This is a genomic window from Paraburkholderia sp. 35.1 (assembly GCF_050436525.1).
Lineage (GTDB): Bacteria > Pseudomonadota > Gammaproteobacteria > Burkholderiales > Burkholderiaceae > Paraburkholderia > Paraburkholderia tuberum.
This window is the reverse complement of sequence record NZ_JBNDMJ010000003.1, coordinates 223,713-236,123: the sequence shown is the minus strand read 5'-3', so window position 1 is coordinate 236,123 and position 12,411 is coordinate 223,713. Positions and strand designations below refer to the sequence as shown.

Annotated in this window: 11 protein-coding genes; 8 read left to right on the top strand and 3 right to left on the bottom strand. The window is 63.6% G+C overall.

The genetic code is table 11. From position 1 onward, the window contains the following. Window positions 1-29: 29 nt before the first annotated feature. A complete protein-coding gene (gene ppsR / locus OKW27_RS21090) occupies window positions 30-845 on the bottom strand; it encodes a posphoenolpyruvate synthetase regulatory kinase/phosphorylase PpsR (RefSeq protein WP_090800570.1) in 816 nt (271 codons plus the stop codon). 514 nt (window positions 846-1,359) lie between these two features. On the opposite strand from ppsR, the gene ppsA reads away from it, so the two are divergent. From ppsA to OKW27_RS21075, 3 genes are all read left to right on the top strand, one after another. Further along, window positions 1,360-3,762, top strand: a complete 2,403-nt coding sequence (ppsA, locus tag OKW27_RS21085) for a phosphoenolpyruvate synthase (protein ID WP_429334764.1) — start codon at window positions 1,360-1,362, stop codon at window positions 3,760-3,762. Between the two features lie 118 nt (window positions 3,763-3,880). Next, a complete protein-coding gene (locus tag OKW27_RS21080) occupies window positions 3,881-4,336 on the top strand; it encodes an NfeD family protein (RefSeq protein ID WP_090805347.1) in 456 nt (151 codons plus the stop codon). An 87-nt stretch (window positions 4,337-4,423) separates the two neighbouring features. Next, the gene (locus OKW27_RS21075; protein ID WP_090800567.1) at window positions 4,424-5,371 is read left to right on the top strand and encodes an SPFH domain-containing protein; all 948 of its coding nucleotides are present in this window, start codon (window positions 4,424-4,426) and stop codon (window positions 5,369-5,371) included. 99 nt (window positions 5,372-5,470) lie between these two features. Here the strand turns inward: OKW27_RS21075 and smpB are convergent, their stop codons facing one another. Continuing rightward, window positions 5,471-5,917 (bottom strand): SsrA-binding protein SmpB, encoded by a 447-nt coding sequence (smpB, locus tag OKW27_RS21070; RefSeq protein ID WP_013089686.1) that lies wholly within the window; start codon window positions 5,915-5,917, stop codon window positions 5,471-5,473. A gap of 100 nt (window positions 5,918-6,017) precedes the next feature. On the opposite strand from smpB, the gene OKW27_RS21065 reads away from it, so the two are divergent. Together OKW27_RS21065 and OKW27_RS21060 are read left to right on the top strand one after the other, a co-directional pair. Further along, window positions 6,018-6,455 carry a type II toxin-antitoxin system RatA family toxin gene (locus tag OKW27_RS21065; protein ID WP_018417666.1) on the top strand — a complete coding sequence of 146 codons (438 nt, stop codon included), beginning with the start codon at window positions 6,018-6,020 and terminating at the stop codon, window positions 6,453-6,455. After that, complete coding sequence (locus OKW27_RS21060; RefSeq protein ID WP_090800565.1) at window positions 6,452-6,784, top strand: RnfH family protein; 333 nt, start codon at window positions 6,452-6,454, stop codon at window positions 6,782-6,784. Before OKW27_RS21065 ends, OKW27_RS21060 begins: the two co-directional genes overlap by 4 nt. 70 nt (window positions 6,785-6,854) lie before the next feature. Here OKW27_RS21060 and OKW27_RS21055 read toward each other — a convergent pair whose 3' ends face one another. Continuing rightward, window positions 6,855-7,841 (bottom strand): DMT family transporter, encoded by a 987-nt coding sequence (locus OKW27_RS21055; RefSeq protein WP_429334763.1) that lies wholly within the window; start codon window positions 7,839-7,841, stop codon window positions 6,855-6,857. A gap of 317 nt (window positions 7,842-8,158) precedes the next feature. Here OKW27_RS21055 and guaB point away from each other — a divergent pair, with 317 nt between their 5' ends. From guaB to guaA, 3 genes are all read left to right on the top strand, one after another. Continuing rightward, window positions 8,159-9,619, top strand: coding sequence for an IMP dehydrogenase (guaB, locus tag OKW27_RS21050; RefSeq protein WP_090800562.1), 1,461 nt, complete (start codon window positions 8,159-8,161; stop codon window positions 9,617-9,619). A 6-nt stretch (window positions 9,620-9,625) separates the two neighbouring features. Further along, window positions 9,626-10,369: a hypothetical protein gene (locus OKW27_RS21045; RefSeq protein WP_429334762.1), complete on the top strand. Its 744-nt coding sequence runs from the start codon at window positions 9,626-9,628 to the stop codon at window positions 10,367-10,369. Window positions 10,370-10,584: 215 nt separating this feature from the next. After that, window positions 10,585-12,168, top strand: a complete 1,584-nt coding sequence (guaA, locus tag OKW27_RS21040) for a glutamine-hydrolyzing GMP synthase (RefSeq protein WP_090800560.1) — start codon at window positions 10,585-10,587, stop codon at window positions 12,166-12,168. The last annotated feature ends 243 nt before the right edge of the window (window positions 12,169-12,411 follow it).

Genomic DNA, 12,411 nt, shown 5'->3' with positions numbered 1-12,411 from the left:
CGGCAACGCAACGCCTGCTCGGCCATCCCTCAATACGACGGCCGATCCAGCTTAATCTCCTGCAGGATCGTCGTCGCGATTTCCTCGATCGACTTGTGCGTCGACGACAGCCACTTGATCCCCTCGCGCCGCATCATCGTTTCGGCTTCGTTGATCTCATAGCGGCAGTTTTCCGGCGCCGCATACTTGCTGCCCGGCCGCCGCTCGTTACGGATCTCCGACAGCCGCTGCGGATCGATCGACAAGCCGAACATCTTCTGTCGATGCTCGCGTAGCGGCGTCGGCAGCTTGCCGCGTTCGAAATCTTCGGGAATCAGCGGATAGTTCGCCGCTTTCACGCCGTACTGCATCGCCAGGTAAAGGCTCGTCGGCGTCTTGCCGCTGCGCGACACGCCGACGAGGATCACGTCGGCGTCTGCGAGATTGCGATTCGACTGACCGTCGTCGTGCGCGAGCGAGAAATTGATCGCCTCGATCCGGTTCTTGTACTCCTCGGTGTCCGCGTTCTGGTGGCCGCGCCCCATCGCGTGGCTCGACTTCAGTTCCAGTTCCTGCTCGAGCGGCTCGACGAAGGTCTGGAACATGTCGAGCACGAGCGCGTTCGAACCCTTTACGATCTGATTCGACGAGCTATCGACGAGCGTGGTGAACACGATCGGTCGACGGCCGTCCTGCACGACCGCTTCGTTGATCTTTTCGAGCGTTGCGTAGGCCTTCTCGGTCGAGTCGACGAATGGCACGCGGACCAGGCGGAATTTCTGGTCGAACTGGGAGAGGATCGAATGCGCGAAGGTTTCGGCAGTAATCCCGGTACCGTCTGAGACGATGAATACGGTGGGCGGCATCAGAGGAGCTGTGAACGTGAAAGGCAAATGAGCCGGAAAGCGCGAGCGCGACAACGCGCTCGAATCAAACCGCGCGGCGGCGGGCGCGCCACGCTCGTGTCCCGCGCGGGCGGTCCCGCAAAAGCCCGCTGGCTTGGTCGGCGCGCGATTCGAGGCGCAATTCTCGACCGACTGCCACATTTCAGGAGTCGGCACGGTAGAATAGCGGCAACCTGTTGGATAAGCAATTGCAGGCGATTGGCCGCTAACTTGCCGCGAACGGTCGTTCAACGTCACGTTATCTAATGTCAATATGCGTTGAACGCAACAGATCGAGCGGTAAGTCCGCTCAACCGCGTTCTTCGGTGCTCCGCCTCGTGCTCCACGGCCGGCGCGCCATGCAACGCATCTCCGCCGTCCAGGCGATTGCTTATCTAACAGGTTGTGCAAGACACGGGGTCGAGGCTTCCAATGGGCTGCCCGTGTTCAAGCCCACTTGCACAGTCGTGAATTTCTTTCACACTTAGGGGCTTGTATGACTAACGCAGTTACCGTCGCAAAGGACAAGGCGTATGTAGTTCCGTTCGAGCAGTTGCGGATGACCGACGTGGAGATCGTCGGCGGCAAGAACGCGTCGCTGGGCGAGATGATCAGCCAGCTCGCCGAAGCCGGCGTGCGCGTGCCGACCGGCTTCGCGACCAGCGCGCTCGCGTTCCGTGACTTCCTGCAGCACAACGATCTGACCGAGCGCATCGCCAAACGTCTCGAGACGCTCGACGTCGACGACGTGAAGGCACTCGCCGAAGCGGGCAAGGAGATCCGTCAATGGATCGTCGACGCGCCGCTGCAGCCGCAGCTCGAGGCTGACATTCGCGCGGGGTTCGACACGCTGCAACAGAGCTCGCCCGAGGAACTGTCGTTTGCCGTGCGTTCATCCGCGACCGCGGAAGACCTGCCGGACGCATCGTTCGCCGGTCAGCAGGAAAGCTACCTGAACGTGGTCGGCATCGACGACGTGCTCGATCGCATGAAGCACGTGTTCGCGTCGCTGTATAACGACCGCGCCATCTCCTATCGCGTCCACAAGGGCTTCACGCATGCTGAAGTCGCGTTGTCGGCGGGCGTGCAGCGCATGGTGCGTTCGGACGTCGGCGCCGCGGGCGTGATGTTCACGCTGGATACCGAATCGGGCTTCAAGGACGCCGTCTTCATCACGTCGAGCTATGGCCTCGGCGAAACCGTCGTGCAGGGCGCGGTGAATCCGGACGAGTTTTACGTGTTCAAGACTACGCTCGCGCAGGGCAAGTACCCGATCATCCGCCGCTCGATCGGCTCGAAGCTGATCAAGATGGAGTTCACGAAGCCGGGCGAGCCGGGCCGCGTGAAGACCGTCGACGTCGCGCACGAACAGCGCAACCGCTTCTCGATCACCGACGAAGACGTGATCGAGCTCGCGAAGTACGCGGTGATCATCGAGAAGCACTACCAGCGTCCGATGGACATCGAGTGGGGCAAGGACGGCCGCGACGGCAAGATTTTCATCCTGCAGGCTCGTCCGGAAACGGTGAAGAGCCAGGGCGGCGGCAAGGCCGAGCAACGCTTCAAGCTGAAGGGCCAGTCGAACGTGCTGGCAACGGGCCGCGCGATCGGTCAGAAGATCGGCGCGGGTCCGGTGCGCGTGATCCACGACCCGTCGGAGATGGACCGCGTGCAGCCGGGCGACGTGCTCGTCGCCGACATGACCGATCCGAACTGGGAGCCGGTCATGAAGCGTGCGTCGGCAATCGTCACGAACCGTGGCGGCCGCACCTGCCACGCGGCGATCATCGCGCGTGAGCTGGGTGTGCCGGCCGTGGTCGGCTGCGGCGACGCGACCGACGTGCTGAAGGACGGCGCGCTCGTCACCGTGTCATGTGCGGAAGGCGACGAAGGCAAGATCTACGACGGCCTGCTCGAAACCGAAGTCACCGAAGTGCAGCGCGGCGAACTGCCGCCGATTCCGGTGAAGATCATGATGAACGTCGGCAATCCGCAGCTCGCATTCGACTTCTCGCAACTGCCGAACGCAGGTGTGGGTCTCGCGCGGCTCGAGTTCATCATCAACAACAACATCGGCGTGCACCCGAAGGCGATCCTCGAGTACCCGAACGTCGATCAGGACCTGAAGAAGGCGGTCGAAAGCGTCGCGCGCGGTCACGCCTCGCCGCGCGCGTTCTACGTCGACAAGCTGACCGAAGGTATCGCAACGATCGCGGCGGCGTTCTATCCGAAGCCCGTCATCGTGCGTCTGTCGGACTTCAAGTCGAACGAGTACAAGAAGCTGATCGGCGGCTCGCGCTACGAGCCGGACGAGGAAAACCCGATGCTGGGTTTCCGCGGCGCGTCGCGCTATATCGCGGAAGACTTCGCCGAGGCGTTCCAGATGGAATGCGTCGCGCTGAAGAAGGTGCGTGAAGAGATGGGCCTCGACAACGTCGAGATCATGGTGCCGTTCGTGCGTACGCTGAAGCAGGCGGAGCGCGTGGTCGGGCTGCTCGCGAAGTTCGGCCTGAAGCGCGGCGAGAAGGGCTTGCGTCTGATCATGATGTGCGAAGTGCCGACGAACGCGATCCTCGCGGAAGAGTTCCTGCAGTACTTCGACGGATTCTCGATCGGCTCGAACGATCTCACGCAGCTCACGCTCGGCCTCGACCGCGACTCGGGCATGGAGCTGCTCGCGGTCGATTTCGACGAGCGTGATCCAGCGGTCAAGTTCCTGCTCAAGCGCGCGATCGAAACCTGTCTGCGTCTCGACAAGTACGTCGGTATCTGCGGCCAGGGGCCGTCGGATCATCCGGACTTCGCGCAATGGCTGACTGACGAAGGCATCAAGTCGATCTCGCTCAACCCCGACACGATCATCGATACGTGGCAGCAGCTGGCAAAGGCGAAGCAGTAACTCGCGAGGTAGCGAATGCCGCTTTCGCAGGCGGCATTCGGCACGCGTTAAAGGCACGTGCGCTTCGTGCTATAAACACCCCGGTAGAACCGGGGTGTTTTGCTTTGTGGAGGTCGACGTGGCGCCTGGTGGACTGTTCTGGTGGATCGGGGCGGGTGTGCTTGTCGTGCTGGAGCTGATGAGCGGCACCTTCTATCTGTTGATGATCGCGTTCGGCTTCGTCGCGGCCGCGCTTGCGCGCATTGCCGGCGCCGGGACCGATCTGCAATTCGTAGTGGCGGCGCTGGTTGCGCTCGCGGCGGTCGTGGTGCTCAGACGCTCGCGCTTCGGCCGTCGTAGGCGCGAGCAGGCGTCGCGCAATCCGGATGTCAATCTGGATATCGGGCAGACGCTGAACGTGCCGGCCTGGCAGGGGCGCAAAGCACGCGCGACCTATCGTGGCGCGGCATGGGACATCGAGCTGGCCGCGGGCGAACCCGAAGACGCGCAGGTCTACGAGATCAAGGAGTTGCGGGGCAGTTGCCTCGTCGTCGTCGCGAGTCGGCAGCCGAAGGCGCGCGCGAGCGCGACCTGACGATCTGAGCGCCGGCCGCCCAAGCTGAAAACGCAGGCCCGACCAACCTGCGCACAACTATTCGAAGCAGAATCGGAGGGTAGCGATATGGATTCAACCATCGTCGGGGCAGTGCTGCTGATCGTCGTGATCGTGCTCGCGTCGCAGACCATCAAGATCGTGCCGCAGCAGCATGCGTGGGTGCTCGAGCGCCTCGGCCGTTATCACGCGACGCTGACGCCGGGTCTGAGCTTCGCGTTCCCGTTCGTCGACCGGGTCGCGTACAAGCACGTGCTGAAGGAAATTCCTCTCGAAGTGCCGAGCCAGGTCTGTATTACGCGCGACAACACGCAACTGCAGGTCGACGGTGTGCTGTATTTCCAGGTCACCGATCCGATGAAGGCATCGTACGGATCGAGCAACTTCGTGTTCGCGATCACGCAGTTGTCGCAGACCACGCTGCGCTCGGTCATCGGCAAGCTGGAGCTGGACCGGACCTTCGAGGAGCGCGATTTCATCAATCACAGCATCGTGTCCGCGCTGGACGAGGCGGCCGCGAACTGGGGCGTAAAAGTGCTGCGCTACGAGATCAAGGACCTGACGCCGCCAAAGGAAATCCTTCACGCGATGCAGGCGCAGATCACCGCCGAGCGCGAGAAACGCGCGCTGATCGCGGCATCGGAAGGGCGCAAGCAGGAGCAGATCAATATCGCGTCGGGCGGCCGCGAGGCGGCGATCCAGAAGTCCGAGGGCGAGCGTCAGGCAGCGATCAATCAGGCGCAGGGGCAGGCCGCGGCGATTCTGGCGGTGGCCGAGGCGAACGCGCAGGCGATCCAGAAGATCGCGGCGGCGATCCAGCTGAACGGCGGCATGGACGCGGTGAACCTGAAGGTGGCCGAACAGTACGTGAACGCGTTCTCGAACCTGGCGAGGCAGGGCACGACACTGATCGTGCCGGGCGACATGTCGAACATGAGTTCGATGATCGCGTCGGCGCTGACCATCGTGAACAAGAGCAAGGCGGCAGCGGAGCCGCCGCGCGGCGACTTGCGCTGACGAACGGGCAATGCATGCGCAATGAGCGCGTGACGTAAAAGCAAATGGCCCGCACATCGATGCGCGGGCCATTTTTGCAATGCCGGATACGAATCGCGTTCAGGTCGGCGAGCGCATCAAGCGCGCCTTCTCGCGCTCCCAGTCGCGCTTCTTCTCGGTCTCGCGCTTGTCGTGCATCTTCTTGCCCTTCGCGAGACCGATCTCGCATTTGACGCGACCGTTCTTGTAGTGAAAATTCAGCGGCACGAGCGTGTAGCCGCGCTGCTCGACCTTGCCGATCAGCTTGCTGATCTCCTCGCTATGCAGCAGCAACTTGCGCGTGCGCACCGGGTCGGGATGGATGTGCGTCGACGCTTCGGGCAGCGGGCTGATGTGCGTGCCGATCAGGAACAGCTCGCCGTTGCGGATCACCACGTAGCCTTCCTTGATCTGGCCGCGCCCGGCGCGCAACGCCTTGACCTCCCATCCTTCGAGCACGAGGCCTGCCTCATAGCGTTCCTCGACCGAGTAGTCGTAGAAGGCTTTTCTGTTGTCTATGATGCTCATGAATGGAAAGTGCCCAACTCGTTTAAAATCACGATTTTAGCAAAGCGGGGCAAGGAAAGCCCGCGGCGCTCGTCCACCGTTGCCACGCGCTGTTCAATTTATGGCAGATGTCCAGAAAACCGTTTTGATTCGCCACTCGGCGGAGCAGATGTTCGACCTCGTCACCGACGTCGACGATTACCCCAAGTTCCTGCCATGGTGCGGGGGCATCGAAATTCGTCACCGGGACGACACCAGCATGGAGGCGAGGATCGATATCAACTTCAAGGGCATCAAGCAGCATTTCGCCACGCGTAACTCGATGGAGCGCCCCACGCGCATCGACATGGAATTCGCCGACGGTCCGTTTCGCAAGTTCACCGGTTTCTGGCGCTTCACGCCGCTGCGCGCCGATGCGTGCAAGATCGAATTCGCGCTGCACTACGAGTTCACCAGCATCCTGCTCGAGAAGATCATCGGGCCGGTGTTCAATCACATCGCCAATACCTTCGTCGAATCTTTCGTGAAGCGCGCCAACCAGCGCTATGGTCAGTCATGAGCGCGCGGCTAACGGTCGAGGTCTGCTATGCGCTCGCTGCCGAGCAGGCGCTGATTGCGGTCGAGTTGCCCGCGGGCGCGACGCTGCAACAGGCGATCGGCGCAAGCGGGATTCTGCAGCGCTTTCCGTCGATCGATCTGAACACGCAGAAGGTGGGCGTGTTCGGCAAGCTCAAACCGCTCGATACGGTGCTGGCCGACCATGATCGCGTCGAGATTTACCGGCCGTTGCTGGTGGATCCGAAGGTGTCGCGCCAACGCCGCGTCGAAAAGACACGCAAGGCGGGGTCGATCGAGGGGCGGCGTTGGTTGAACAAGGATTCGCGCTAGGCGGCGCTAGTTGGGGGGGCGGCGGACTTTTTCGCGCGCCGCCCGTCTTGCATCATCGCGTCACATCACCTCAAGGCGCCGCCGTCTGCGCCTTATCGTTCATGCCCTCGATGCGCGCCGCATCCGACGAATCGTCGTCCGAATGCCGACGCACCGACCACCAGACCCCCGCCACCAGCAGCAGGATCGCCGCGAGTTCGAGCGGGCGCGGCAGGCGCTCGTCGTAAATGAACGCGTAAAGCAGCGCGAACAGCGTCTCGAACACGATCATCTGGCCGGACAGCGTTAGCGGCAGCCGTTTTGCCGCGGCATTCCACAGGCCGTTGCCGAGCCACGACGCGCCGATCGCGAGTGCGAGGTTGAGCAGCCAGAACGTGTGCCAGCGCGGGTCGGCCAACTCACCCTGCGGGCCGCCCGACGGCAGCACCGCGACCACGAGCCACAACGCGCCGCCGAGCGCGCCAGTCACGACGCCCCACAGCACCGACCACTCATTGCCGCTGAAATGCGTCTGACGCTGCAGGTAACGGGCGTTCTCGACCGCGAACCAGGTCCAGCAGATGAGCGCGCCCACCGCGCAGGCCACGCCGAGCAGGCGCGTCGCGATGCTCACCGGCGCCGCGCCGGCCACCGTAAAGACGTCGATATTGATGCAGACGATGCCCGCCATCACGGTCGCGAGCGGCCATGCGAGGCGCGCGAGCGGCACCGCGCCGTGATCGCGCCGGCCGACCAGCGTGACCGTGACCGGCAGCACGCCGACGATCAGCGAGGCCGGCGCGATTCCGATCAGGTGCACGGCGGCGGTCAGCAGCAGGTAATAAACGATATTGCCGGCCAGCGCGAGCTTGACGAGCGCGATCAGATCCTCGCGGCTCAGCCGTTTGGCGAGCGAACGCGCGATCGGCAGCGCCGCGGCGAGCGACACGACGCCGTACATCGAGTAGCGGCCGGCGACGAGCAGGAGCGAGGAGAAGTCGGGCAGCACCCGCGGCACCAGAAACACCATGCCCCACAAGGCTCCGGCCATGACGCCATATACGACACCGCGCTGCATCGACTGCCTCTGCTGGATAAACTGGAATGGCCGGCAGAATAGCGGTTTTGCGAGCAGGACGTCTTGTTCGATCCTGCATTCAGGCCGCTCGACCGCCGCTCGACAGGGTACGTGCCGCGAAAATGCCGCCGGCTCTGCTCCGGTTTCGCCTGCGAACGCGCAAACGAAACCCGTTCGAACCCGACGCGAACAGGCGAGCGAAATCGACGCAGGCGGGAGCGGCAAAAAATCGTCTGAAATTCGCTAAGCTGCTGTTCGCGCAGTGAAAACCGGGGTGGTATCGCGTATAATTCGCTTTTGCGCCTATAGGATTTGCCATGCGTCTGATCCAAACAGCACTCACGTTCGATGACGTGCTCCTCGTCCCGGCCTTCTCCGATGTTCTGCCGCGCGACACCAGCCTCAAGACCCGGCTGACCCGCAACATCTCCCTCAACATGCCGCTCGTGTCCGCCGCGATGGACACGGTCACCGAAGCACGTCTGGCAATCGCCATGGCGCAAATGGGCGGCGTCGGCATCATCCACAAGAACCTCACGCCGGCTGAGCAGGCGCGTGAAGTCGCGAAGGTCAAGCGTTTCGAGTCGGGCGTCGTGCGCGATCCGATCACCGTTCCGCCGCATATGAAAGTGCGCGACGTGATCGCACTGTCGCGCCAGCATGGCATTTCGGGCTTCCCGGTCGTCGAGGGCTCGCAGCTCGTCGGCATCGTGACGAATCGCGACCTGCGCTTCGAAGAGCGTCTGGACGAGCCGGTGCGCAACATCATGACGCCGCGCGAGCGCCTCGTCACCGTCAAGGAAGGCACGCCGCTCGCCGAAGCGAAGGCGCTGATGCACAGCCACCGCCTCGAGCGCGTGCTGGTCATCAACGACGCCTTCGAACTGCGCGGCCTGATGACCGTCAAGGACATCACCAAGCAGACCGAGCACCCGGATGCATGCAAGGACGAGCACGGCAAGCTGCGCGCGGGCGCGGCGGTCGGCGTCGGCGCGGACAACGAAGAGCGCGTCGAGCTGCTCGTGCAGGCCGGCGTCGACGTGATCGTCGTCGATACCGCGCATGGCCACAGCATGGGCGTGCTCGAGCGCGTCAAGTGGGTCAAGCAGAACTTCCCGCACGTCGAGGTGATCGGCGGCAACATCGCAACCGCCGCGGCCGCCAGGGCGCTCGTCGAATACGGCGCGGACGGCGTCAAGGTCGGTATCGGCCCGGGCTCCATCTGCACGACGCGAATCGTCGCAGGCGTCGGCGTGCCGCAGGTCACCGCTATCTCCAACGTGTCCGAAGCGCTGAACGGCACCGGCGTGCCGGTCATCGCCGACGGCGGCGTGCGCTTCTCGGGCGACGTCAGCAAGGCGCTCGCGGCGGGCGCCAGCGCGGTCATGATGGGCAGCATGTTCGCCGGTACCGAGGAGTCGCCGGGCGAGGTATTCCTGTACCAGGGCCGCCAGTACAAGTCGTACCGTGGCATGGGCTCGGTCGGCGCCATGAAGGACGGCGCGGCGGACCGCTACTTCCAGGACAACTCGGCCAACATCGACAAGCTGGTGCCGGAAGGCATCGAAGGTCGCGTCGCGTACAAGGGTTCGGTCAACGCAATCCTGTTCCAGCTGATCGGCGGTGTGCGCGCGAGCATGGGCTACTGCGGCTGCCGCACCATCGCCGAAATGAACGAGAAGGCCGAGTTCGTGCAGATCACCGGTGCGGGCCTGCGCGAGTCGCATGTGCACGATGTGCAAATCACCAAGGAAGCGCCCAACTACCACGTGGACTAAACGCCCATGAAGCCACTGCTGCGCGTTGTACTGATCCTCGATGCGTTGTTGCTGCTGGCGTTCGGCCTGCTGTTCGTGCTGACGCCGTGGACCTCGCTGTACGACGCGTTGCAACTGGTGCCAACGGAGCCGATGCTGGTCGGCCAGGCGTTCGGCGTCGCGCTGATCGGGCTCGCGTGGCTCGCGGTGCATGCGTCGTTCGACGGGGCGCTGACCTCGACGGTCGCGAAGGTCGTCGGTCATGTGCACTGGCTGATCGGCGTGCTGATGCTGGTCTGGCTGCTGGGGCTGCATACGCCGTCGCTGACCGGTTTCGGCCAGATGGTGGCGGTGCTGGCCGGTGTCGTGCTGGTGGTGATCGGGCTCGGCGGCGTGCGACTGTCGGGTGCGGTGCGGCGGCGCGAGAAGGGGATCGTGATCAAGCCCTCGTCGAGCAAGGCCGACAGTCGTGCCGATAAGCGTGCCGCGAAAGAGGCCGAAAAGGATGCCGCACGGCAGCGTGAACCCGAACGCGACAACGCGCGCGAGCCACGTGCCTCAGCGGGCTTTCCGGTCTATCACGCCGAGCCGGTGCCGGAGCCCGTCGTGCCGGTCACCCGGCCGGCCAATCCGGCTGCCGCGGCTTCCGTTGCCACTCCCGCGCCGCTTCATCCGGCCGCAAGCGAGCCCGGCCTGAGCGAGTCCGAACGCGCCGCGCGCGACACCAGCAACGACGTGCCCGGCGCACCCCGCCCGCCGTTTCATGGTTGAAGCGCCGCGCGCCAGGCCGTTTGCCGAAGCTAGCGGATTTCGTTCGCGCGCATCACAGGCGGCGAGTTCCGTGGTTGGCCGCGCCCTTGTGCTTCATCGTAATGTTGGCTGTCCGCGCCGCGCCAAGACCGTCGCCGCGCGGACCGCTTTGAATTCGACGCCGCGCCTCGCGCGCGGCATTCCGTATCCGCTCACTTCTGATTCCGTCCGCTGCCATGCATGACAAGATCCTGATTCTCGACTTCGGTTCGCAAGTCACCCAACTGATTGCACGTCGCGTTCGCGAAGCCAACGTGTATTCGGAAATCCATCCGTACGACGTCGATGCGTCGTTCATCCGCGACTTCGCGCCGAAGGGCGTGATTCTGTCGGGCGGCCCGAGCTCGGTCACCGAGGAAGACACGCCGCGCGTGCCGCAAGCCGTGTTCGAACTCGGCGTGCCGGTGCTCGGCATCTGCTACGGCATGCAGGCGATGGCGCAGCAGCTCGGCGGCAAGGTCGACATCGGTCATCTGCGCGAATTCGGTTACGCCGAAGTGCGCGCGCGCAACCATACGAGCCTGCTCGAAGGCATCAGCGACTTCACCACGTCCGAAGGCCACGGCATGCTGAAGGTATGGATGAGCCACGGCGACAAGGTGCTGGAGATGCCGCCGGGTTTCGCGCTGATGGCATCGACGGAATCGTGCCCGATCGCCGCGATGGCCGACGAGCAGCGCCGCTTCTATGGCCTGCAATGGCATCCGGAAGTCACGCACACGGTGCAGGGCCGCGCGATGCTCGAGCGCTTCGTGCTGCAGATCTGCGGCGCGAAGGCCGATTGGGAAATGGGCCACTACATCGACGAAGCCGTCGCGAAGATTCGCGAGCAGGTCGGTAACGAGCACGTCATTCTGGGCTTGTCGGGCGGCGTGGATTCGTCGGTGGCGGCGGCGCTGCTGCACCGCGCGATCGGCGATCAACTGACCTGCGTGTTCGTCGACCATGGCCTGCTGCGCCTGAACGAAGCCGAGCAGGTGATGGCGCTGTTCGCCGATCACCTTGGCGTGAAGGTGATTCACGTCGACGCGAGCCAAGCATTCCTCGGCAAGCTCGCCGGCGTGACCGATCCTGAAGCGAAGCGCAAGATCATCGGCGCGGAGTTCGTCGAAGTGTTCCAGGCCGAAGCCGGCAAGCTGACCGACGCGAAGTGGCTGGCACAAGGCACGATCTATCCGGACGTGATCGAATCGGCGGGCAAGGGCAAGAAGGCCGCGCAAACCATCAAGAGCCACCACAACGTCGGTGGTCTGCCGGAGACGCTGAACCTGAAGCTGCTCGAACCGCTGCGCGAGCTGTTCAAGGACGAAGTGCGCGAGCTTGGCGTGAAGCTCGGTCTGCCGCACTCGATGGTGTATCGCCATCCGTTCCCGGGTCCGGGTCTGGGCGTGCGGATCCTCGGCGAAGTGAAGCGCGATTTCGCGGACCTGCTGCGCCGCGCGGACGCGATTTTCATCGAGACGCTGCGCGACACGATCGACAAGGAAACCGGCAAGTCGTGGTACGACCTGACGAGCCAGGCGTTCGCGGTGTTCCTGCCGGTCAAGAGCGTCGGCGTGATGGGCGACGGGCGCACCTACGAGTACGTCGTCGCGTTGCGCGCGGTGCAGACGCTCGACTTCATGACCGCGCATTGGGCGCATCTGCCGCATGAACTGCTTGGGCATGTATCGAACCGGATCATCAACGAAGTGCGCGGGATCAACCGGGTCGTCTACGACATCTCGGGGAAGCCGCCTGCGACGATCGAGTGGGAATGATGGTAAAAATATATCAATTAAATCAATGGCTTACGAGGCGTGTTCGGATTGTCTATCAGAGTGCAACGTTGCCGGGATTGAGCTAGTCCTTGGGAGGGTTATACGTGCTCCGCTTCAGACTTAAAACCTCGGCCAGCCTTTCTGAGCGTCATTCGTCAGCTTCGGAACGACATGCCAGGGCTTCATGAAGCCGGGTTTCGGTAGTGCGCAAGCTCGTACACAGACAGCAATTTCAGCTGTCCA

Bases quoted from the DNA above. Each gene is read 5' to 3' on its own strand.
- ppsR (WP_090800570.1), bottom strand. From the start codon at position 845: ATGCCGCCCACCGTATTCATCGTCTCAGACGGTACCGGGATTACTGCC.
- ppsA (WP_429334764.1), top strand. From the start codon at position 1,360: ATGACTAACGCAGTTACCGTCGCAAAGGACAAGGCGTATGTAGTTCCG.
- OKW27_RS21075 (WP_090800567.1), top strand. From the start codon at position 4,424: ATGGATTCAACCATCGTCGGGGCAGTGCTGCTGATCGTCGTGATCGTG.
- smpB (WP_013089686.1), bottom strand. From the start codon at position 5,917: ATGAGCATCATAGACAACAGAAAAGCCTTCTACGACTACTCGGTCGAG.
- OKW27_RS21065 (WP_018417666.1), top strand. From the start codon at position 6,018: ATGGCAGATGTCCAGAAAACCGTTTTGATTCGCCACTCGGCGGAGCAG.
- OKW27_RS21060 (WP_090800565.1), top strand. From the start codon at position 6,452: ATGAGCGCGCGGCTAACGGTCGAGGTCTGCTATGCGCTCGCTGCCGAG.
- OKW27_RS21055 (WP_429334763.1), bottom strand. From the start codon at position 7,841: ATGCAGCGCGGTGTCGTATATGGCGTCATGGCCGGAGCCTTGTGGGGC.
- guaB (WP_090800562.1), top strand. From the start codon at position 8,159: ATGCGTCTGATCCAAACAGCACTCACGTTCGATGACGTGCTCCTCGTC.
- OKW27_RS21045 (WP_429334762.1), top strand. From the start codon at position 9,626: ATGAAGCCACTGCTGCGCGTTGTACTGATCCTCGATGCGTTGTTGCTG.
- guaA (WP_090800560.1), top strand. From the start codon at position 10,585: ATGCATGACAAGATCCTGATTCTCGACTTCGGTTCGCAAGTCACCCAA.